Genomic DNA, 21,977 nt, shown 5'->3' on the forward strand with positions numbered 1-21,977 from the left:
GAAGCCGGGCACGCTCCGCGGCATCGCTGTGTTTCCCACCTGAAGGAACCCGCTCCCCGTACCCCGACGACCCACCGATGGCCCAAGCTCCTGCCCGCCCGCGTTCCCGTCCTTCCGCCCCGTCCCCGACGGAGGCCTCTGGCCCGGGTCTGCAAGCGCTGCTGGAGGCGCTGCCAGAGGCCTTCCTCGGAGTGGACGCGGGCTGGCGCATCACCTGGCTGAGCCGGCGCATGCGCGAGCTGTTGGGGCCCCGCGTCCAGCCGGGCGATGACCTGCGCAAGAAGGTGGCGGACGTGCTGGGCCTGAGCGGGCACCTGCGCCTGGACATGCCGGCCACCGAGCAGCCCTCCGCCGCGCCCTACGAGCAGCGCTGGCACGAAGGCGGCTTCTGCTTCGAGGTGAGCACCCGCCCCGTGGACGGCGGCCTGCTGGTGCACTGCCGCGACATCACCCGCGAGTTCCAGGCCCGCCACGAGTTGCAGCGCGTGGGCCAGCTCTTCCAGGCGGTGATGGAAGGCACCACCGACGCCATCTACATCAAGGACATGGATGGCACCTACCAGGTCATCAACTCGGCGGGCGCGCGCGCCGTGGGCCGCACCGTGTCCGAGGTGCGCGGGCGCACCGACGCGGAGCTCTTCCCGCCCAACGAGGCCCGCATCAACGTGAAGCACGACCGGGACGTGCTCAAGGCGGGCCACCCCCTCACCTACGAGGATTCGCATCAGGCCCCCAGCGGGGACATCCGCGTGTGGCAGTCCACCAAGGGGCCGCTGCGCGACCCGGAAGGGAACGTGTTCGGCCTGTTCGGCATCAGCCGCGACATCACCCAGCGCAAGTGGGCGGAAGAAGAGGTGCTCCGGCACTCCGAGTTCCAGGAACACCTGATGGGCATCATCAGCCACGACATCCGCAGCCCGCTCGGCGCCATCATGAACTGGTCGCGCGTGCTCGCGGCCGGCGGGCCCGCGGAGGAGACGGCGCGCACCAGCCAGCGCATCGCCACCGCGGCGGTGCGGATTGAACGGCTGACGCGCCTGCTGCTGGACTTCACCCGCGCCCGGTTGGTGGGCGGCGTGGTGATTGAACCGCGCGGCACGGACACGCAGGAGCTGCTGGCCAAGGTGGCGCACGAGTTCCGCGTGGCCTTCCCGAAGCGCGACATCGTCGTGGAGCACAAGGGCAACACGCAGGGGCACTGGGACCCGGACCGCCTGGCGCAGGTGGTGTCCAACCTGGTGGAGAACGCCCTCAAGTACAGCCCGACGGACGCGCCCGTGCTCCTGTCCACGCACGGCCTGCGCAACAAGGTGGTGGTGACGGTCCACAACCAGGGCCGCCCCATTCCGGAAGCCACCCTGCCCCACCTCTTCGAGCCCTTCCGCCAGGGCCCGCAGCAGACGCGCACGCTGAAGATGAGCTACGGCCTGGGGCTCTACATCGTGCGCGAAATCGTGCACGCCCACGGCGGCACCATCGACGTCACCTCCACCGAGGGCGACGGCACCACCTTCACCGTCACGCTGCCGCGCCGCGCGCCGCCCCGGAAGGGCCCGCCGCCCGAGCCGCCTTCGCCCCCCTCGCACCACCACCCCTGAAACAGGGCCGCCCCGCGGTCCGTCAGACGAAGCGCGAGATGAGGGGCACCAGGTCGCCCAGCGGCGCGCTGCCGTTGGACAGGCCCGCCTCCGCCACCGCGCGCGGCATGCCGTACACCACGCAGGAGGACTCCGCCTCCGTGAGCACGACGCCACCCGCGGCGCGCAGGGCCCGCGCGCCCTGGAGCCCGTCCTCGCCCATGCCGGTGAGCACCAGCCCCAGCGCGTCCTTGCCCCAGACCTCCGCCACGCTCTGGAAGAGCACGTCCACGGAGGGATGGTGCGGGGTGCCCAGCGGATGGCGGTCCAGGCGCACCAGGTTGAGCGCCCCGTGCCGCGCCACCTTCAGGTGGTGGCCCGCGCGCGCCAGCACCGCGCGGCCCGGCACCAGCTCCATGCCGTCGCTCGCCTCCACCACCTCCAGCGCGCTCTGCGAGTCCAGCCGCTTCGCCACGGCCTCCGTGTAGCCAGCGGGGATGTGCAGCGCGAGCACCACCGGCGCCGGAAAGTCCCCGGGCAGCGCGGACAACAACCGCGTCAGCGCCTGCGGCCCGCCCGTGGACGTGCCCACCGCGAGCAGCTTCGTCGACGTCGCGGGCAGGGGCTTCGAGGGCGGGGCATCCACGGCCTCCGCCAGCTCCTGCTGATAGCGCGGCACCGCGCGCCCCGCGATGCGCACCTTCTCCACCAGCTCCGCGCCCAGCTCGTAGAGCCGGTCCGTGGCGAGCGCCGTGGGCTTGTGCACCAGGTCCACCGCGCCCGCCTGGAGCGCGGCCACCGCCAGCTCGCTGTCCGTGCCCGCGCTGCTCACCACCACCACGCGCGGCGCGTCCGGCATGCCAGCCAGCGCGCGCAGGAAGCCCATCCCGTCCAGCGACGGCATCACCAGGTCCAGGGTGATGACGTCCGGCTTGAGCTCCGCCACCCGCTCCAGCGCGTCCAGGCCGTCGCGCGCGGTGCCCACCACCTCCAGGCCCTCCGCGTCCGACAGCACCTTGCGCAGCACCTTGCGCGCGAACGCCGAGTCGTCCACCACCAGCACGCGCAACGTCATGGGTCCGCCTTGCTGTAGAAGAACGCGCCGCGGCGCTCCTCGCAACGCAGCGCCGTGCCGAAGCGCATCAGGGATTCGGAGGTGCCCACGACCAGGTGCCCGCCGGGCCGCAGCGCCCGGGTGATGCCGTCCACCACGCGGCGCGCGGTGTCGTCCTGGAAGTAGATGAGCACGTTGCGGCAGAGGATGGCGTCGCAGCTGCCCGGCTCCGGGTAGCCCTCCGTGTCCACCAGGTTGAGCTGCCGCCACTCCACCCGGGCCATCAGGTCCGGCCGCACGCGGGGACGGCCGTCCACCATGGTCAGCCAGCGCCCCATCACGCCCGGGGGCAGCGCGCGCAGGCAGCGCAGGTTGTGCTCGCCTGTCCTCGCGCGCTCCAGCGCCTTGGAGCTCAGGTCCGTGGCCAGGATGGACACGTCCCCCAGGATGCCCCGCGAGTCCAGCAGCATGGCCAGCGTGAGGGGCTCCTCGCCGGTGGAGCACGCCGCGCACCACACGCGGGGCTTCTTGCCCGCGCGGACCTCCGGCACGAGCAGCTCGTCCACCAGCACCTCCAGCGCCTGGGGCTCGCGGAAGAAGTACGTCTCGTGGACGAGCAGCGCCTCCACCAACGAGTCCAGCGTCTCCGGCCCCTTCGGGTCGTAGCGGAGGAAGTAGTAGTAGTCGAGCAGCGAGTCGAACCCGGCATCCAGCGCCCGGGTGGACAGCTTCTCCGCCAGCAGGTCCCGGTCCTCGGGCCCGTAGTGCAGGCCCGAGCGCTGCTCGATGAGCATGGAGAGGATGGCCAGGACCTGCGGGGACAGCGGCAGCGCACTCATGGCCGTGGGTGTCCTAGCGGCCGAGGGCCAACAGGCAGGCGCGGCGCACTTCGGGGTCCTCGTCGCGGTGGGCCGCCTTGTCCAGCGCCTCGCGCGCCTCCACCGTGCCCAGCGCCGCCACGGCGGGCGCGGAGGCCCGGCGGCCCGCGGGGCTCGCGCCGATGAGCGACTGCATCAGCGCCGCCTTCGCGTCCGCCCGGCGCATGCGCGCCAGCGCCGCCACCAGCAGGGGCGCCGTCGAGTCGTCCGCCGCCTCCAGCGCCGCCATCAGCCCGGGCAGGCGCCCCTCCACGGGCAGCGCCAGCGCGGACACCACCTGCTCGCGCAGCATCACGTCGCCCAGCAGCGACACCAGCTGCTGCGTCGCGTGCGAGCCCGTGCGCGTGGCGAGGAAGCCCACCGCCGCGCTGCGCACGCTGTCATCCCGGTCCCCGGCGGCGCGCAGGAGCGCGGGCAGCGTCTCCGGCGCGTCGTACTCCGCCACGGCGGACAGGGCGACCAGCCGCGTGGCCGGGTCCTCCGAGTGCACCGCCTCCAGCAGCACCGGCAGCGCGTCCGGCCGCCGGGCCACGCCCAGACCCAGGAGGGCCGCGCGGCGCACGTCCGCGTCCGCTGACGAGGCCGCCCGGCGCAGCGCCGCCATGGCGCTCTCCGTGTGCATGTGCGCCAGCGCGTCCACCACCGCCACGCGCACCTGGCCCGCGTCGTCGTTGGCCAGCGCGACGATGGCGTCCGCGGCGGCCTCCTCGTTGAGCTTCCCCAGCGACTGGCACGCGTAGTAGCGCACCCACGGGTCGCGGTCGTTCAGGCCGCCCAGCAGCGTGGAGGTGATGCGCGCCTGCTTGTCCGTCTGGCCCAGCGCGCGCATGGCGGTGGCGCGCGTGCGCTCCGACTCATGGTTCGCCGCGGCCAGCAGCGCGTCCACCGCGCGCGGGTCGTCGATGAAGGGCAGGCCGTAGATGGCCGCGTCGCGCAGCCGCTCATCCGGGTCCCGCATGGCCAACAGCAGCGCGTCCAGGCCGCGCGGATAGCCGAAGTACGCCACGATGCGCAGCGCCGCCCGCCGCTGGCGCGCGTCCGTGGAGCGCGCCGCCTCCAGCGCCAGGTTCTCCGTCGTCTCGCTGCCCAGTGACTGGATGGCGCCCACCACCGCCTGCGACACGCGGGGGTCCTCGTCCGCCAGCCGCGCGAACAGGGCCGGCACCGCGGACGTGTCGCCAATGCGCGACAGCGTCTCCGCCGCCAGCGCGCGCACCGTCGCGTCCCGGTCCTCCAGGCACAAGAGCACGTCCGGCACCGCCGCGGAGCGCTTGCCCACCAGCGGCAGCAGCACCCGCCTGCGCGAGCTGTCACCCTCGCGCAGCGCCTGCAGGATCTGCGCGTCCGCCTCCGCGCCCAGTTCGCCCAGGGCCGCCGCGGCCGCGCGCGACACGCCCAGGTCCTGCGAGTCCAGGAGCTTCAGGAGCCCCGTGGCCGCGTCCGCGCCGCCCACCCAGCCCAAGAGGCGCGCGACGGCGGTCTTCTCCCCCGCGTCCGCGCCCGCGATGACCTGGGCCAGCCGGCGCCCCGTGGGGTGCGGCTCCGTCGAGCTGGAGCGCAGCACCGACGGCACCGTGCGCGCGCCGCCGAAGCGCTGCACCTGCGCGTCGTGGATTTCGACGAGCGCCACCGCCGCCACGCGCACCACCGCGTCGTTGCCGCGCTGGAGCAGGCCCACCAGCGCGGGCACCGCGGCCTCCTGGCCGGTGCGGCCCAGCGCGCGCGCCGCCTCCAGGACGTAGAAGGGGTCGGACAACAGCGCCATCAGCGCCGGCACGACGGTGGGGTCGCCCGAGCGGCCCAGCACGTCGATGGCGGGGAAGATGCGGAAGAAGTTGCCGCTGCCCAGCGAGGACAGGAGCGCGTCCACCGCCGCGCCGCCGCCCACGCGGCCCAGCGCCTCGATGGCGGCCACCGCCACGTTGTCGTCCGGGTGGACGATGAGCCGCGACAACAGCGGCACGGACCGCCGGCTGCGGCGGCGTCCCAGCACCTGGGCGGCGTCACAGACGATGGCCGGGTTGGGGTCGTCCCCCAGCAGCTCCACCGGGCCCTCCACCTCGCCCGTGGCGGCCACCAGCGCGTCCACCGCCGCGGCGATGCGCGCCTCGTTGTCCCGGCGGTGGCGGAGCACGTCGCACAGGGGCTCCACCGAGGCGGAGCCCAGGCGCGCCAGCGCGGACACCACGGCGCGGCGCACCGCCCACGACGGCGCGTCCAGCCCGTCCACCAGCACCGGCAGGCTCGCCGGGCCCCGGCGCGACAGCTGGTCCACCTCTTCCACCCGGGCGCGGTCCTCCGCGGACAGCGACAGCGGGTGCTTCGCGGTCGTGCCGCTCACGTGGACTGCTCCCTGGTGTTCCGGGGCGTCCCCGGCTCCGTGGCGCCCAACAGGCCGCTCAGGTGGCTCAAGCCCTCCACCTGCTCTCCGTTCAGCCGCGACAGCTGTCCCAGCCGGCCCGCCACCTCCTTCACCTCCTTGGCGGTGACGGCCATGGCGCGCGCCTGCTCCGCCGTGGTGCCGGCGATCTCCTTCGCGCGGATGCGCATGTCCTCCACCGACCGGCCCAGCTGCTCGCTCATCGTGGCCTGGTCCAGGGCGGCCTTCGCCACCGCCGCCACGCCCGTGGCCTGCTTCGCGGCGGACAGGGTGAGCAGGGACAGGGCGTCCGTCTGCTCATCCAGCGCGCGCGCGGTCGTCTTCGCCACCCGGCGCACCTCCTCCGCGCCGCGCACCAGGCTCGTGAGCGCCTGGGCCTGCTCGTCCGTGGCGCGCGTCACCTCCTTGGCCAGGGTGGCCACCTGACGGCTGGCGAGCTCGCCCTGCTTGAGCGCGCGGGCCTGCTCCGACATGGCGCGCGTGGACTGGGCCACCTCCTTGCGCGTGGCCTCCATGGCCTTCGTCACCTCCTGCGCGGCCTTGGCCTGCTCCGAGATGCCGGTGAGCGTGCGCTGCGTGGAGGACGCCACCTCCTGCGCTGTCGCCCCCAGCGCCCCCACCTGCTGGCCCTGCGCCATCACCGCGGCGCTCACGCCCTGCACCAGCTGGCGCATCTGCGCGGCGCCCCGGGCCAGGTCCGTGGCGGCCTGGGCCTGCTCCTGCATCGCGCGCGACACCTTCTCCGCCACCTCCGACAGCTGGTTGTTGGAGCGCACCGCGTCGCGCAGCGCCTTGGCCTGGTCCTGGGTGGCCTGGGTGGTCTGCCGCGCCATGCGCCGCATCTCCGTGCCGCCCTGGTTCAGCGCCTGCGCGGCCTGCGCCTGCTCCACCGAGGACGCGGCGATGAGCCGCCCCTGCTCGCTTACCTTCGCCGTGGCCTGCACCAGCGCCTGCACCGCCTGCACCTGCTCCGCCGACGCGCGCGACGCCTCGCGCACGTTCGCGCCCAGGTCGTCCACGCCCTTGAGGATGGTGCTCAGCGCGCGCTCCGCGTCTCCCGCCAGCGCCGCGCCCTCGTCCGCCGCGCGCACGCCCTCGCCGGTGGCCACCGCCGCCTCGCGGGCCGTCGTCTGGAGGCCCCGGACGATCTTCGCCACGTCACTGCTGGCCGCCGCCGCGCGGTCCGCCAGGGCGCGGATCTCCTCCGCCACCACCGCGAAGCCGCGGCCGTGCTCGCCCGCGCGCGCCGCCTCGATGCTGGCGTTGAGCGACAGGAGGTTGGTGCGGTCCGCGATGAGGTTGATGGTCTGCACGATGTCGCCAATCTCCTCGGCGCGCCGGCCCATCTCCTTCATCACCCCGGACGACTCCACGATGGACTGGCGGATGCGGCCGAAGCCCGCGATGGAGCGCCCCACCGTGGCGCCGCCCTCGCGCGCGCTCGTGCCCACGCGCTCCGCGGCCAGCCGCGCCTCCTCCGTCAGCTGCGCCGCGCGGCGCGTGGAGGACTCCAGCTGCGAGGACGCGGTGGCGCTGGTGGACGCCAGGCCGTTGATGCTCTCCGCCCCGCGGGCCACCGCCTGGGCGGAGCGGGACAGCTGCTCGATGGTGGCCGCGTTGGCGTCCACCACGGCGGCGTTCTTCTCCGCGGTGGCGGCCACCTCCTCCACGCTGGCGGCCACCTCCTGCACGGTGGACGCGGTGGTGACGGCGCTCGCCTCCAGGGTGCGCGTGTGCTCGGCGACGCCGCGCACGCTGCGGGCCACCTGCTCCGACGTGGCGGCCGTATCCTCCACGCTGGAGGCCATGGCGGCCGCGTCGCGCACCACGTCCTGGAGCGTCTTGCCCAGGGACACCACGGCGCCGGACACCTGGCCCATGCGCTCGCCCACGCCCTGCGCGTCCGCGGCCAGCCGGGTGATGCCCTTGGACATCTCTTCAATGGTGGCGGCGACCTCCTCCGTGGTGGCGGCGCTGGTCTGGTTGCGCGACACCAGGTCCTCCACCGTGGCGGTCATCTCCTGCATGCTCGCCAGCAGCTCCTCGCTGGAGGCGGCCAGGTCCTCCGCGTTGGCGCTCACGCCCTTCACCGAGCGCGCCACCTCCTCCAGCGTGGAGGCCGTCACGTCCGCGCTGGAGGCGAGCGTGCCCGCGTCCTTGCGCACGCCGGACACCGACGCCGTCACCTCCTGCATCGTGGCCGCGTTGGTCTCCGCCTCCTGCTGCACGCCCTTCGCCGCGTCGCTCACGGACAGCTGGCTGCGCACCAGCGACTGCACCGCGGTGCCCGTCTGCTCCACCTGCGCGGCCACGGACTCGATGGCGATCCGCACCTGCTCGCCCGCCGCCGCCTGCTCGTTGCCCGCGGACGCGAGCCGCGTCGCCAGCTGCTCGGTGGACTTCACCAGCCCCACGCCTTCCGCCACCTGGAGCGAGGCGCGCTCCGCCAGCGCGCGAGCGTCCTCCAGCTTCCGCACGCTGTTACCGTTGTCCGTCGACATCCGCCGCCTCCTCCCCCACCACCCGGGGGAAATCGATGAGCATCACCAGGCGCGGGCCCACCTGCGCCACGGCCTTCACGAACCCCTTCGCGCCCTCCACCACCATGGGTGGCGGGGGCTGGATGGTGCGGGGGTCCAGCTTCAACACCTCGCGGGCGCTGTCCACGAGCAACCCCACGGTGCGCTCGCCCAGCTGGCCCACCACCACCCGTGAATCCAGGGACTGCGTCCCCGCCGGCAGCCCGAAGCGGGCGCGCGCGTCCACCACCGGGATGACCCGGCCGCGCACCTGCACCAGGCCGGCCACGTGCGGAGGCGCCCCGGGCACCGGCGTCGCGCCGGTGAAGGACTCCATCTGCACCACGTCCGCCGCGGGTATCGCGTATTCGGTCCCGTCCACCTTGAACAGCACGTGCAGCACGTTCATGACACCCACTCCCCTGCCCTGGACGCACGCTTGCGGCGGCCCGCGCGCGCCGCGCCCAGCGCGCCCAGGTCCAGCACCAGCGTGGGCTGGCCGTCGCCCAGGTCCGTGGCGCCGGCCACGCCGGGCACGCGCACGAGCGGATCCTCCAGCGGCCGCAGGACGATCTCCTGCTGTCCCACGAGCCGGTCCACCGCGAAGGCCACCGGCTCCCCGCGCTGGCGCACGATGAGCGCCTTGGCGCCCTGGCCCGCCGCGCTGGCGTCCCCGGTCGCGTCCAGCAGCGACACCAGCGACACCAGCGGCACCGCCGCGCCCCGGCGCTGCACCAGCCCGATGCCGTCCGCGCCCGCGGGGCGCACCACGCCCGCCACGTCGATGAGCTCCTCCACGGTGCCCACCGCGACCGCGTACCGGCGGCCCGCGCACTCGAAGATGATGGCGTCCATCAGCGTCACCGTCAGGGGGACGCTCAGGGTGAAGGTGGTGCCCACGCCCTTGCGCGTGTCCATGAGCAGCTCGCCGCCCAGCTGCTCCACGACGATGCGGCGCACGATGTCCATGCCCATGCCCCGGCCGCTGGTGCGCGTGGCCTCCTGGCGCGTGGACAGGCCGGGCCGGCACAAGAGGTCCAGCAGCGCGTCCGCGGAGTCCGGCACGGGGGCGCTCGCCGCCTTCGCCACCGCCTTCGCGTCCACGCCGCGTCCATCGTCGCGCAGGGTGAGCTCCAGCTGGCCGCTGGCGCGCGCATGGCAGGAGAGGCGCACCAGGCCTTCGGGAGGCTTGCCCGCGGCCTGGCGCTCCTCGGGGGACTCCAGCGCGTGGTCCACGGCGTTGCGCACCAGGTGCACCAGCGCGGGCAGCAGCCGGTCCGCCACCGCCTTGTCCAGCTCCGCGTCGCCCACGTCCAGCTCCAGCCGCACCGCCTTGCCCGTGGCCCGGCGCAGGCCGCGCACCAGCAGGGGCAGCCGCTCCAGCACGTCACCCACGCGCACCATGCGCAGCCGCAGGATGGCCGAGCGCAGGTCGCGCAGCTGCCGGCCGTTCTCCTGGAGGATGGCGGTGATTTCCCGCGTGGGCGCGCCCGCCTGGGTGAGCGCCGCCACCGCGCGCGTCAGCCGCGAGCGGTTGACCACGAGCGCCGCCAGCCACTCCATGGCCTCGTCCAGCCGGGACACCTCCACGCGCAGCAGGCCACCGCCCCGGCGCACCTCCGGCTCGTCCAGGTCTTCCTCCAGGACGGCGGGACCGGGCACGCCCGCCGCGCCACCCGGGACCCCGTCCTCGGGCGCCGGCTCGGCGGGTCCGGCGGCCTCCAGCGAGCGCACCGTGGCGGGAGCACCGCCCACGGCGTCCAGCAGCACGGCGTCCTCCGCGCGGGTGATGAGCAGCAGCGCGAACGCGAGCGACGCGCCCCCCGCGGCGGCGCCGGACAGGGGCAGCACCTTCACGATGTCCGCGAGCTTCGCCATGCGCTCGCGCACGGTGTTGATGTTGAAGCCCTTCGCGGCGCGCTCCGACGACGGCACGAAGTCCAGCCGCAGCGCGCGCTGGCCTCCGGCGAGCCCGCCCTCCAGCTGCTCACGCTCGGACGGGGTCAGGCGGGAGGCGAACGCGGCCTCCGCGTCCAGCCTCACGGGCCGGGACCGCTTGGGGGCCGCGTCCCGCACCTGCGGCCCCAGCGCCTCCAGCCGCTCCAGCAGGTTCGCGGGCGCGGGCGACGCCGTCTTCCCGGCGCCCAGCTGCCGCACGCGCAGCTCGATGGCGCGCAAGCCCTCCACCAGCGGCTCCACGCTGGACTCGGGCAGCCGGCCGCCGGCCTGATCCGCCAGCCGCAGCGACGCCTCCATCCAGTGCGCCACGGAGACGACGGGCTCCACGTCCACCATGGCGGACAGGCCCTTGAGCGTGTGCAGCGCGCGGAACAACTCGCGCACCGCGCGGGGCTGGGCCTGCCCCTTGCGAACGGCCTCCTCCACCGCGAGCAGGTCCTTCTGCGCGGAGGCAAGCAGCTCATCCGCCTCCGCCAGGTACGCGGGGAGGAACTCCGCGAACTCCCCGGTTCCCGTCACCCGCGCGGCGCCTCGGCCGGGGTCTTCTCCAGAAGGGCCCGGGCGGCGCCCTGGATGGAGTCCGGCGTGAAGGGCTTGGTCATGAAGCGGTCCGCGCCGGCCTGCAACGCGCGCTCACGGGACGCCTCGTCGCCACGCGTGGTGACGATGATGATGGGCAGGTTGCGCAGGTGGTCCTGTCCGCGCACGAACTCCACCACCTCGATGCCACCGATGTCCGGCATGTTGAGGTCCAGCACGAGCAGGTCGTACGGCTTGAGCGACAGCTGCTCGATGGCCTCCAACCCGCTGGACGCCTGGGTGAAGTGGCTGTCCGGATAGGGCCGCAGGCAGGCGACCACCATGTCGCGCATCACCTTGCTGTCATCGACGACGAGTACCTCGGGCATGGCGTCCTCTGGAAACGACCGGCCAAGCTAGATCGATTCCGATCCGCTGAAAGAAATGAGTCATCCGGCGCGCGTTGAACGTTGGCTGGTCCACGCCCGCCTTGGACGATGTGCCACGGCGGGCGACGAAGCGCCACGGCTGCCCGCACATCCGGCACCCTGCGCCCTCCTGTCTTTCCGCACCGGGGACCGAATCCCATCCATGCGCCCGCCTCCTCCGCCCGACGCCTCCTTCCCCCACCCGCCGGGCCCGCCTCCACTCCCACTGGAGCACGCACCGTGTGTCTGGGTGGTGGACGACAGCGCCAGCGAGGCGCGCTTCATCAAGACCGCGCTGGGAACGGGCTTTCAGGTGGAGACGTTCCCGGACGGCGCCGCGATGCTCGAACGGCTGCACGCCGGGCGGGCGCCGGACGTGGTGGTGTTGGATTGGGAGATGCCGGGAATGTCCGGTCCGGAGGTCTGCCAGTTCCTGCGCGGCCAGCGGGAGACCCAGGCCCTGCCGGTCCTGCTGCTCACCGCGCACGGCCGGCCGGAGGACCTGGTGCAGGGCCTGCGCGCGGGCGCCAACGACTACGTGGCCAAGCCCTTCCGCACGGAGGAGGTGCGCGCGCGGGTGGACGCGCTCGCGCGCACCAAGCGGCTGGCGGACGACGTGCGGCGCTCGAGCGAGGAGAAGGCGGAGGTGTTCGCGCAACTGGACGCGCTCCTCACGTCCTCGCCCGTGGGGCTTTCGCTGTTGGACCGGGACCTGCGCTTCGTGCGCGTCAACGCGCGCATGGCGAAGCTGGACGGATTGTCCGTGGATGCCTACCCGGGCCGGACGCTGGCGGAGGTCCTGCCCCGCTTCGCCTCGCGGCTGGAGCCCCTCCTCCGCCGCGTCATGGAGACGGGCGAGCCCGTGGAGGAGCTGGGCTTCACGCTGGAGCACCCGGGCGTCCCCCACGGCGAGCTGTACGTGATGGCCAGCTACCACCCGGTGCGCACGGCCCGGGGTGAGGTGGTGGGCGTGGGCAGCGTGCTGGTGGACGTCACCCGGCACAAGCAGGCGGAGGCGGAGCTGCGCGCGTCCGCGGAGTTCCGCGAGCGCTTCCTGGGCATCGTGGGCCACGACCTGCGCAACCCCCTCAGCTCCATCCGCATGGGCGCCAGCTTCCTCGTCGCCAGCGAGCAGCTGCCCCCCGCGCTGGAGCGCACCGCCAGCCGCATCATCAACAGCACGGACCGGATGACGCGGATGATCACCGAGCTGCTGGACTTCACCCGCAGCCGGCTGGGCAGCGGCATCCCGCTGAACCCGGCCGCCACGGACCTGGGCCAGGTGGCGCGCCAGGTGGTGGAGGAGCTGGAGCTGGTGCACCCCCACCGCACCGTGGAGGTGACGTCCACGGGCCCCCTCACGGGGAACTGGGACGCGGACCGGCTGGCGCAGGTGCTGAGCAACCTGGTGGGCAACGCGCTCCAGTACAGCCCCCCGGACGCCGCCGTGGAGCTGACGCTCGTGAGCGAGCCGGAGCAGGCCATCGCGCGGGTGAGCAACCCGGGAGAGACCATCGCCCCGGCGGAGCTGGAGACCTTGTTCCACCCCTTCCAGCGCGCGCGCACCGGCGCCCACGTTCCGTCGGGCCTGGGCCTGGGCCTCTTCATCTCCGACCAGATTGTCCGAGGCCACCGGGGCACGCTCACCGTGACGTCGGACGCGCAGCGGACGGTCTTCACCCTCACGCTGCCCCGGGCCGGCGCATGAGTCCCGGAGGGCGCACGCCACCCCGCTCCCGCGCCTCCCGGCCGTCCGGGCCCACGAGCCCCCTGGAAACGCTGGAGCCCGTGCCCTACCGTGCACGCGTGTCCACTCGGCAACACCGCACCACCCTGCTCCTCGTCGAGAACAACGAGGACGTCCGCGAGGCGCTGCGCGAAATCCTGGAGTCGGAGGGCTACCGCGTCCTCACGGCGATGAACGGCCAGGACGCGCTCAACCTGCTGGCGGAGCAGGAGCGGATGCCCGCCCTCGTCCTGCTGGACCTGGTGATGCCGGTGATGGACGGCCACGCCTTCATCGAACACCTGCGCGGCACGGGCGCGCTCGCGCGCATGCAGGTGCTGGTGCTCACGGCGCACCCCACCCTGCCCTTGCCGCATGGCGTGGCCGGACGGCTGGGCAAGCCGGTGAAGCTGGAGGCGCTGCTGGACGCCATCGCGGTGCACACCACGACGGCGTGATGCCGTGCGCTCAGGCGGCGGCGGGGCAGTGCCGCGCCACCATGGACAGCAGCTCCGGGATGTCCACGGGCTTGCGCAGCAGGCCCACCGTGCCCGGCGGGGCCTTGGCGGAGAAGTGGGCGGTGAGCATCAGCACGGGCAGCTCGCGGTAGCGCGCGTCCTCCCGCAGCCGGTGGAGGAACTCGTGGCCGTCCATCACCGGCATCATCAGGTCCAGCAGCACCAGGCAGGGCTGGTCGTTGTTGGCGGCGAGGACGGCCAGGGCGGCCTGGCCATTGGCGGCCTGGAGCACCGTGTAGTCCTCCATCTCCAGCAGCTCCGCCACGACCTCGCGCAGGTCCGGTTCGTCGTCAACGATGAGGATGGTGGAACGCGAGGGGGTGCTGCTCACGGACGGAGCCTACGCAGGTATTGCTACGAGCGCCAAGGAAGACGTGCCTCCCTGCCCCTCACTGCGTGCGGTGATTTCACGCGGGGCAGGGCCCCGCCCGTCCGCCTGTCGGGAATCACGAGGGAAACCAGGCGGGTCGGTTGCACCTGGAGGCCCGAGCCCCTACCCCCTTCTCTACGGGCCCATGAATCTCGTCGCGGACTTCATCGAAGCCAACCTGGACGTCCTGGTGCGGCGCTTCTCGAAAGCGGCGCGAGGGCTGGAGAGCACGCAGGGACTGAAGCCTTCGGAGCTCATCTCCACGGTCCCGGAATATCTCCGTGCGGTCGCGGCCATCTGCCAGCACGGCGCCACGCCGGAGCGGTTGGAGACGCGGACGCGCCTGGAGGAGGCCCACATCAACCTGCGGCTGCGCGTGGGCGCCACGCAGGAGGACGCGACGGAGGAATACACGCTCCTGGGGCGACTCATCCCCCAGCTCTGGGAGGACGCCCAGCCGGAGCGCAAGCCCGACGCCTCGGACCTTCAGTGCCTCTTCCAGCAGATAGAGGAGGCCATGGAACACGTGGTGCTCCTCTTCTCCGGCGACTCGCTGGAGGATCGCCAGCGGGAGAAGCGCTTCCTGCGCCAGATGGACGCGCTGGCGCCCCGGTCGCTGGAGCCCGGCACGGACACGCAGGGCCCGCTCAAGCCGCTGGTGGAGCTCATCGCCCGAGCGATGGAGGCCGCCGGGGCGGAGCTGTTCCTCGTGGACGCGGGCGGCCGGAGGTTGTTCCCCGCCGCGCACACCCTGCACCTCGTTCCGCCTGCCGGCCGGTGGGCGGACACACAGGGGCCGTCCTTCCTGGGCCGGGTGGCGCGCGCCGAGGAGCCGCTGGTGCTCGCGCAGACGCGGGGGCTGGAGGACTTCGAACGCGAAGGGCTGGCGGCCAGTGCGTGGAGCACGCTGCTGGGCCTGCGGCTGTGGCCCCACGGCGCGCTGATGGGCGTCCTCTGCGTGGGCTTCGCGGAGGCCCGGCCGGTGCCGCCGCGGGCCAAGCGCTTCCTGGAGACGCTGGTGGAGTACCTCTCCGGCATCCTCGACCGCGCACTGCTGATGGGCCGGCTGAGCGAAGCCCACGCGCGGATGGAGGCGTCGGAGACGCGCTATCGGCTGGCCAGCCAGGCGGCCGCGGACACCGTCTGGGATTGGAACCTCCTCACGCAGAAGGTCGCCTGGAGCGGGGAGACGCGCAGGCTGCTGGGCTTCGCGCCCGAGGAGATAGGCCCCCTGGCCCAATGGTGGGTCTCTCGCATCCACCCGGAGGACCGGGAGCGGGTGGAGCACGGCATCCACGCGGCCATCCAGGGCACGCAGGCGCGCTGGCAGGACGAGTACCGGTTCCTCAACCGCCAGGGCGACGTCGCGAGGGTGCTGGACACGGGCGTCATCCTGCGCGACGCGGCGGGCCGGGGCGTGCGCATGGTGGGCGCCATGCAGGACGTCACCTCCCGATGGGAGGCGGAGAACGGACACGAACAGCAGCTGCGGGAGGCGCGGACCGCGCGCGTCCAGGCGGACACGGAGCTGAGCCAGTTGCACGCGCTGCTGCGGCAGGCGCCCGTCGCGCTCGCCATCCTCCGGGGGCCCGCGCACGTCGTGGCGCTGGCCAACGACCGCGTCTGCCAGCTCTGGGGCCGCACCAGTGACCAGGTCCTGGGCCGTCCCGTGCTCGAAGCGCTGCCGGAGGTGGAGGGCCAGGGCATCCGGGAGCTGCTGGACGGAGTGCTCACCACGGGGGCGCCCTACGTGGGCCACGAACTGCCCGTGCGGCTGGCGCGGGCCGCGGGCGGAGCCCTGGAGGAAGCGTACTTCAACCTCATCTACCAGCCGCTGCACGAGACGGAGGTCGGCCTCCAGGGCATCCTCGTCGTCGCCAACGAGGTCACCGAAGCCGTGCAGGCCCGTCAGCGCGCGGAAGACCTGGCGGGGACGCTCAAGGCCAGCGAGGAGCGCCTGCGGTTGGCGCTGGACGCGGCGGACATGGGCAGCTGGGACATCGAGCTGGCCACGGGCCGGGGCACCTGGGACGCGCGCTTCCGCGCCATGCTGGGCCTGCCCGCGCAAGGCGAGGTGCTGCTCGACGAGGCCATGCGCTTCGTCCTGGAGGAGGACCGGCCCCTGGTGGAGCACGCGATGGCGGAGGCCGCCCGGCCCGGAGGCTCCGGCGAATACGCGTGCGAGTTCCGCGCGCGGCTCCCGAGGCCAGGCCAGGCCGAGCGATGGATCTCCGGGCGGGGCCACGTGCACTTCGGGCCGGACGGACGGCCCCTGCGGTTCGTGGGCACGGGGCTGGACGTGACGGAGCGCAAGCTGGCGGAGGAGGCGGCGCGCCAGCGCACGGAGTTCGAGCAGTACCTGGTGGGCATCGTGTCGCACGACCTGCGCAACCCGCTGAGCGCCATCACCCTGGGCACGTCGTCGCTGCTCAAGCGCGAGGACCTGAGCGAGCGCGCGACGAAGGCCGTCCTGCGCATCCAGAACTCCGCGGAGCGCGCGGTGCGGATGATCCGCGACCTCCTGGACTTCACCCAGGCGCGCATGGGCGGCGGGCTCCCGGTGCAGTGCCAGGATATGGAATTGGGGGCGCTGGTGCGTCAGGTGGTGGAGGAGGTGCGGATGACCGCCCCGGAGCGCGACCTCCAGTTGTCACTGCCGCAGGCGGGCCTGCGCGGCTGCTGGGATCCGGACCGCGTCACGCAATTGCTCATCAACCTGCTGGGCAACGCGCTGAAGTACTCGCCGGAGGACACGCCGGTGGCGGTGCGCCTGCGGGAGATGCCCGGGGGCATCCTGCTGGAGGTGCACAACGGCGGAGCCCCCATCGCCTCCGACGTGCTGCCCCGCATCTTCCAGCCCATGCAGCGCGGGGCACCGGGCATGGACGCGGCGACGCGCAGCGTGGGCCTGGGGCTCTACATCGTGCGGACCATCGTGCATGCGCACGGCGGCACCATCGACGTGACGTCCACGCAGGAAGCGGGCACGACGTTCACGGTGCGGCTGCCGCACGCCGACGCGAAGAGGTAGTGCGGCTGGCCTGGAATGGAGCGAAGCGCTCTCCATCAGGCCCGGTGCCGCTCCGCCTCACGGAAGAACTGGGTGAGCGAGGAGTCCAGCAACGACTGGCGGGACTGCATGTACCGGCGGGCGCGGAGGAAGGGCAGCCAGACGCGCTGGCCGACACGCACCTGGGACTCCTCCAGCTTCCGCCGTGGCAGCCACTCCCCGTTCAGGTGTTTCACCAGCACGTCGCCCAGGTAGGCCCCCACGGCTGGGGCGGTATGCCCGTCGATGAGGTCCCGCTTGTAGCGCTCCGGAAAGTTCTCCCGCCAGAAGTGGAAGTCCAGGTCCGTGAGGGACTCGGGCGTCGCGTCCATGATGGACGGCACCTTCGTGTGCAGCGCGGCCACGAGTCCTTCGGCCAGGTCTCCGTAGGAGGTGAGGACGCGCTCCGGATTCCCCACGTCCGAGGGAAGGGCGACTGGGAGCCACTCCTCCGGCGCTGGAGGCTGGAAGGCGTTGAGCTCGGCGATCTTCCGTTGCCGCTCGCTGATGGCGAACACGTCCGGCAGGCGCGAGAGGAACGGAGCCACGTCCGGGTGGAATCGCGGCTCGACGGGGACGAGTGCGGCGCTACGCTCCCTCAGCGTGCGCAGCACCGTGTCGAAGTCGAGGTCGGGCCGAAGGTGGACATGGGCGCGGGCCTGGGCCACTCGCGCTTCGTCTCTGGCGAAGTCCGCGGCGGTAGGCCACAGCACCAGGAGGACGGAGCCGTTGGGGAGTTCCTCCACGAGGTGCGCAGGCGTCGAGAGCACCCGTTCGCGACCTACGCTTTCCACGAGCTTGGGACCGAAGACATTGAGCCAGAACACCTCGTAGATCTTGTCGAAGCCATCCCTTCGCGAGGCCTTTTCATCACGACCGAAGTACGGAGCTCCTGCGAGCTGCCGATCCGCCATGCCATGAGCCATGGCGTAGTCGACCAGGTAGTGCGCAGCCAAGGTCCTGATCATATCTAAAAACATGAGACACCGCCCTCGCTCTGAAAACAACGAGAGGGGCTGAACACCAAGGCTACAGCTCAACTGATTTCCTGATGGAGGAAGATCGAGATCGAGCGTCAACTCAACCGAGGGCTGTGCACGGTAAAGTGCGACGGATGTTCCATGCTCATCGCGCTGCTCCTCCAACGCTTTCTTGATGGAGGCGCGCGAGTATTTTCGCCGTTGCGATCCCTTCACAACATCCGGCATCCAGCCTTCGGCGTGAGACTCCAGCGCTGCGAGGAAGGGCGTGAGCTCGGTGTCCGATTCGGCTCGATGGCCAAGTGCCCCGTCCAGCAGGAATCGCAGGCGATCGCCTGCTTTCGGCTCAAGAGAACTCATTGCCTTCATTGAAACAGCACCTCCACTCCTTTTGCCCTACTCTCAGCTCTATTCACGGCACGCTCAAGGGCATCAGGTTCCAATGGCTTGAAGGTCTCTTCGTAAATCAATCGGACCCTTTTGATTTGCGCCGTCTGTTCGAACCCAGGCCTACGGATATTCAACGTCTCACCGTAATACTTCAGTGCGGCTCTTGCGTCCGCAACCACTTGAGCAGCCAGAGCAGCCCCATCAAGGCCAAGGAAGTCCCGACTCTTGAAGCTGAACGTCTCCACACGAGGCGCCGAGCCAGCCGAGGGGCCCGCTTCAATGACGAGCACGTCCGCGAAGCGCAGGTCCGCCTTCGCCACGCCCACGTGCGTCTCGATGCGCGGCTGGTCGAAGTCCTTGAGCCACCGCCGCTGCGCCCGCGGCAGGGCCGCGTCCGCCTCCAGCAGGGCGATCATCCTTCTCTCGAAGGCCAGGCCCCGGGCATACCTGTCGCGAACGAGTTGGTAGCCCGCCCACTTCAGCGGCCCCTTCTCCGCGATCCCTTTCTTGATTTCAGCGGCCCGCGTCTCCAGGTACGCCACGTAGTCGGCCCAGAGTGGCTGCGCGGTGACGTCGGCAGGAGCCGCTTCCCGCAGGGACTGGCGGTGCCTCACCAGTTCATCCACGTTCATCGGCAGGCGCTCTCCTGGGAACTCCGCCTCCAGTTGCTTGAACTTCGCCTCCGCCACTTCCACGGGGAGTCCAGCTGCCTCGGGGGGCATCAAGGGCCGGGTACCGCCCCGTCTCCCTGCGCCTCCGCCGGTGGACGCGGCACTCGGGGGCTCGCGGTACCGCACCGCCAACGTGGCCTGTGCCTGGGCGACGTTGCCTCGCGCCTCGTATAGCGCCAGCGCACCCGCCTCGCCCCACTCCCCCACGAAGACGGCGGCCTCCCGGTTCTGCTGGAGATAGCGGGCCAACTCCCCCACGGCACTTTCTCCCAGCCGCGCCTCCAACCTCGCCAGCACGGCCTTCAGCGCCTCCACGCGGGACACCACCGCCTTGAGGCGAGCGCGCTCCAGTTGGGAGACGCCAGCTTCACGGAATGCGCGCGCCCCCTTGCCTCCCGCGTACAGGCCCACCATGAGGGCCGCGGGCGCCAACTGCCGCGCAGCCTCCTCGTACTCGCCCTTGGCGAGGGAGGCCCCGCCCTGCGCCGTCCCCGCCGCCAGGTGGTAGAAGCCCAGCGGCACCCCGAAGGTGAGGGAGTCAAAGGACGCCAGCGCCACGTTGCCCGGCGCGAAGGCCCCCAGGTACTGCGCCTTCTCTACCTCCTCGTACGCGGCCCGGTAGGGTGGTGGGAGCCGCGGGGGCAGCGCGGACGCATCCACGTCCCGGCTTCCGCCAACGAGGGGAATGGAGGCCGCGACATCATCCGCGGCCCGTCCCAGCCCGCGTGCGATGTCATCCGCGCGGAAGTCCCTCTCCGGGAAGTCGCTGAGGGACAGGCCCCGCTGCTTCAACTCCTCGCGCACCACCTCCATGGCCCCCAGGGCGCGCTTGAGCAGCTTGTCCTCGGCCAGCAGGCGCAGCAGCTGCCGCACCTCGTCGTCGTGAGAGGTGTGCAGGACGAAGAGGGCGAGGACTTCCGCCTTGGCCACGCCGTGCTTCTCGACGGCGGTGGAGAGGAAGGCCGCGCGCTTCTTGAGGAGGACGCGGGCGGCTTCGGCCTCCAGGGGGCCCAGGGCGCCCAGCCGGACGGCGTTCCAGTCGGAGAGGGCCTCCACCAGCCGGGGCATGTCCACCTGGCGCTGCAAGGCCAGGAAGGCCGCTGGCGTGGTGCACGCCAGGAAGGGCGCCAGCACCTCGTCCTCCGAGTCCAGGCGCGGCCAGCCCGAGGGGACTTCCCCGCACGCTCCTGCCAGGGCGCCCACCCCTCGAAGGGGCCTCGTCTCGTCGCCACCGGGACTCGGGGGAGACGGCGTGGCCCGGCGGCGGTGCAGGAGCGGTCCGGCCGTGGACTCCTCGTCGTCGAAGTCCTCGAGCGCGTCGTCCTCAGGGAGCGTCGCGACGGCACTCCGCCCCATGGCCACCATGGGCGTTGGGCCCGAGGCGGCAGCCAGGGTGCCCCCAGGGACCGCCCTTGAGGACCGCGAGGCGCACCCCGCCGTGAGGAGCGCCAGGGCCAGCACCAGGCCCACTCCGCCGCACCGCAGTCGCTCAGTGCGCATTGTCCACCCCCAGCCCCATGGCCGCGAAGGCCCCCGGCAGCAGCGTCCCTTCCGGCGTGGGAAACAACAGCGTGCCGCCCTGCCCCAGCGCGTAGAGGTTGCCCCCCAGGAAGCGCCACCGGGCCTCTCCCGAGACGACGTAGCGCGCACCTGGCTGGCCCATGGCCGTCGCCAGTCCGCCGACGGCCACCGTGAAGTCCCGGTGGAGGAGTTGCACCTCCACCCGCCCGTCCACGTCCACCCGGCCCCAGGAGAAGGCCTCCACCCCCAGGGAGAGGAAGAGGTGTCGTTGGCGCATGCCACTCAGGCGCACCGCGTCCCAGCTGAGAATCACCTCCCCGTAGGCGGAAGTCCCCTCCGGGAAGGACGCCTCCGCCAGCGGTACGGAGGCCGGGCCCGCCACCTGGAAGCGCGCCAACTCGTAGTCCGGGCCGAAAGCGCCCTGGCGGAAGCCTCCGCGCTGGAGGCGGCCTTCCAGGCGCGCGCGCATGTCCACCGTCGGCGTCAGCGCATCCACGCCCACGCCCACCACCGCGCCCCAGGCCCCGCCCTCGCCCGGGCGTCCAGGTGCGCCAGCGTCATGGACCTCGAGGTGCCTCCAACCTGCCCCCAGTCATGCACCGCCGACAGCGCCAGCGTGTAGCGGCCTGGGACAGGGGGCCGGCCGAAGAGGACGTGTTGCACGTCCAGAGCCACCTCCGCCCCCGTCAGACGAGCGCTCAGCACGTCCGAAGCGAAGGCCTCCGCGTACACCGGCCCCAATGTCCCCGTCGCGATGACGCCGGCCGGGTGGGAGTCGGGGTTGACGCGGTTGCCGTAGCGCCGCACCAGGTGTCCGGACAAGAGGGAGTAGCCCTCCATCATCCCCAGCCACACCGAGTTGGGCGTGTCCCCGCCCACCATGAAGAGGCGTACCACCTGCCCCCAGTCGGACAGCGTGTCCCAGTCCTCCTTCCTCACGAGGCCCGCGCCCTCGCCTCCGCCCCACAGCCGCAGCCGCACCGGCGCCCCGAGAATGAGGCGCAACGACTCCCCCTTCCCCAAGGCCACCATCGGATCCACCTGCACGAAGCCTTCGTCGGTGCCCGCGCCCCTCCCAGGCAGCAACGTCAACGTCGCCGCGTCCACGCGCAGCAGGTTCGTCCATGCGGGTGCCGAGTCTGACGTGGCGGGCGAAGAAGTCTCCTCCCCGGGCTGCGCCTCTCCCTCTCCTTCCTCTCCGGAAGACCCGGCCGAAATGGCCTCCTCCAGCCTGCTCACGATGGAGTCAAAGTCTTCCGGGGCAACCACCTCCTGCGCCCCTCCCGCCCCGGGTAACAGCAGCAGCAAGACGACGGTCCAACTCCAGCGCATGAACATGGCGTCTCCTTGGAAGGCCCCGGCAGGGAAAAGGACAGAGTCTTCCCTTTCGGTCCGACAGGGCCGCGGGCCAATGCTTTGCGCCGAGGGCGCCAGACAG

The 21,977-nt window shown here is 72.4% G+C and carries 14 protein-coding genes and 1 pseudogene; 4 read left to right on the forward strand and 11 right to left on the reverse strand.

Annotated elements, in window-relative coordinates; all coding sequences use genetic code 11:
- The first annotated feature begins 77 nt into the window (after positions 1 to 77).
- Entirely contained in the window at positions 78 to 1,598 is a 1,521-nt protein-coding gene (locus tag D7X99_RS13975) for an ATP-binding protein (RefSeq protein WP_121778241.1), read from the forward strand.
- Positions 1,599 to 1,620: 22 nt separating this feature from the next.
- Here the strand turns inward: D7X99_RS13975 and cheB are convergent, their stop codons facing one another.
- Genes cheB through D7X99_RS14010 form a run of 7 tightly spaced genes read right to left on the reverse strand, consistent with a single transcriptional unit; the run spans position 1,621 to position 11,275 of the window.
- The gene (gene cheB, locus D7X99_RS13980) at positions 1,621 to 2,652 is read right to left on the reverse strand and encodes a chemotaxis-specific protein-glutamate methyltransferase CheB (protein WP_121778242.1); all 1,032 of its coding nucleotides are present in this window, start codon (positions 2,650 to 2,652) and stop codon (positions 1,621 to 1,623) included.
- The gene (locus D7X99_RS13985; RefSeq protein ID WP_121778243.1) at positions 2,649 to 3,470 is read right to left on the reverse strand and encodes a protein-glutamate O-methyltransferase CheR; all 822 of its coding nucleotides are present in this window, start codon (positions 3,468 to 3,470) and stop codon (positions 2,649 to 2,651) included. Before D7X99_RS13985 ends, cheB begins: the two co-directional genes overlap by 4 nt.
- A 13-nt stretch (positions 3,471 to 3,483) precedes the next feature.
- Positions 3,484 to 5,850, reverse strand: coding sequence for a HEAT repeat domain-containing protein (locus tag D7X99_RS13990; RefSeq protein ID WP_121778244.1), 2,367 nt, complete (start codon positions 5,848 to 5,850; stop codon positions 3,484 to 3,486).
- Positions 5,847 to 8,390, reverse strand: coding sequence for a methyl-accepting chemotaxis protein (locus D7X99_RS13995; protein WP_121778245.1), 2,544 nt, complete (start codon positions 8,388 to 8,390; stop codon positions 5,847 to 5,849). The genes D7X99_RS13990 and D7X99_RS13995 overlap by 4 nt, the downstream gene beginning before the upstream one ends.
- The gene (locus tag D7X99_RS14000) at positions 8,371 to 8,817 is read right to left on the reverse strand and encodes a chemotaxis protein CheW (protein WP_121778246.1); all 447 of its coding nucleotides are present in this window, start codon (positions 8,815 to 8,817) and stop codon (positions 8,371 to 8,373) included. The genes D7X99_RS13995 and D7X99_RS14000 overlap by 20 nt, the downstream gene beginning before the upstream one ends.
- On the reverse strand, positions 8,814 to 10,886 hold the full coding sequence (locus D7X99_RS14005; RefSeq protein ID WP_121778247.1) for a chemotaxis protein CheA: 2,073 nt from the start codon (positions 10,884 to 10,886) through the stop codon (positions 8,814 to 8,816). The genes D7X99_RS14000 and D7X99_RS14005 overlap by 4 nt, the downstream gene beginning before the upstream one ends.
- A complete protein-coding gene (locus tag D7X99_RS14010) occupies positions 10,883 to 11,275 on the reverse strand; it encodes a response regulator (protein ID WP_121778248.1) in 393 nt (130 codons plus the stop codon). The genes D7X99_RS14005 and D7X99_RS14010 overlap by 4 nt, the downstream gene beginning before the upstream one ends.
- A 202-nt stretch (positions 11,276 to 11,477) precedes the next feature.
- On the opposite strand from D7X99_RS14010, the gene D7X99_RS14015 reads away from it, so the two are divergent.
- Positions 11,478 to 13,022 carry a response regulator gene (locus D7X99_RS14015; RefSeq protein ID WP_158627007.1) on the forward strand — a complete coding sequence of 515 codons (1,545 nt, stop codon included), beginning with the start codon at positions 11,478 to 11,480 and terminating at the stop codon, positions 13,020 to 13,022.
- Between the two features lie 80 nt (positions 13,023 to 13,102).
- A complete protein-coding gene (locus D7X99_RS14020) occupies positions 13,103 to 13,498 on the forward strand; it encodes a response regulator (protein ID WP_158627008.1) in 396 nt (131 codons plus the stop codon).
- A 10-nt stretch (positions 13,499 to 13,508) separates the two neighbouring features.
- On the opposite strand, the gene D7X99_RS14025 is transcribed toward D7X99_RS14020, so the two are convergent.
- The gene (locus D7X99_RS14025; RefSeq protein WP_121778251.1) at positions 13,509 to 13,889 is read right to left on the reverse strand and encodes a response regulator; all 381 of its coding nucleotides are present in this window, start codon (positions 13,887 to 13,889) and stop codon (positions 13,509 to 13,511) included.
- 184 nt (positions 13,890 to 14,073) lie between these two features.
- Here D7X99_RS14025 and D7X99_RS14030 point away from each other — a divergent pair, with 184 nt between their 5' ends.
- Positions 14,074 to 16,959: a PAS domain-containing protein gene (locus D7X99_RS14030; protein WP_121778252.1), complete on the forward strand. Its 2,886-nt coding sequence runs from the start codon at positions 14,074 to 14,076 to the stop codon at positions 16,957 to 16,959.
- A 35-nt stretch (positions 16,960 to 16,994) separates the two neighbouring features.
- Here D7X99_RS14030 and D7X99_RS14035 read toward each other — a convergent pair whose 3' ends face one another.
- The 3 genes and pseudogenes from D7X99_RS14035 to D7X99_RS14045 form a co-directional block, all read right to left on the reverse strand.
- Complete coding sequence (locus D7X99_RS14035) at positions 16,995 to 18,326, reverse strand: hypothetical protein (protein WP_121778253.1); 1,332 nt, start codon at positions 18,324 to 18,326, stop codon at positions 16,995 to 16,997.
- Positions 18,323 to 20,518, reverse strand: coding sequence for a hypothetical protein (locus D7X99_RS14040; protein ID WP_121778254.1), 2,196 nt, complete (start codon positions 20,516 to 20,518; stop codon positions 18,323 to 18,325). The genes D7X99_RS14035 and D7X99_RS14040 overlap by 4 nt, the downstream gene beginning before the upstream one ends.
- Positions 20,508 to 21,877, reverse strand: a pseudogene (locus D7X99_RS14045) (hypothetical protein). The gene D7X99_RS14040 and the pseudogene D7X99_RS14045 overlap by 11 nt, the downstream one beginning before the upstream one ends.
- Positions 21,878 to 21,977 lie beyond the last annotated feature (100 nt).

It is taken from the genome of Corallococcus sp. AB032C (genome assembly GCF_003668935.1).
In the GTDB taxonomy this organism is placed as follows: domain Bacteria; phylum Myxococcota; class Myxococcia; order Myxococcales; family Myxococcaceae; genus Corallococcus; species Corallococcus exiguus.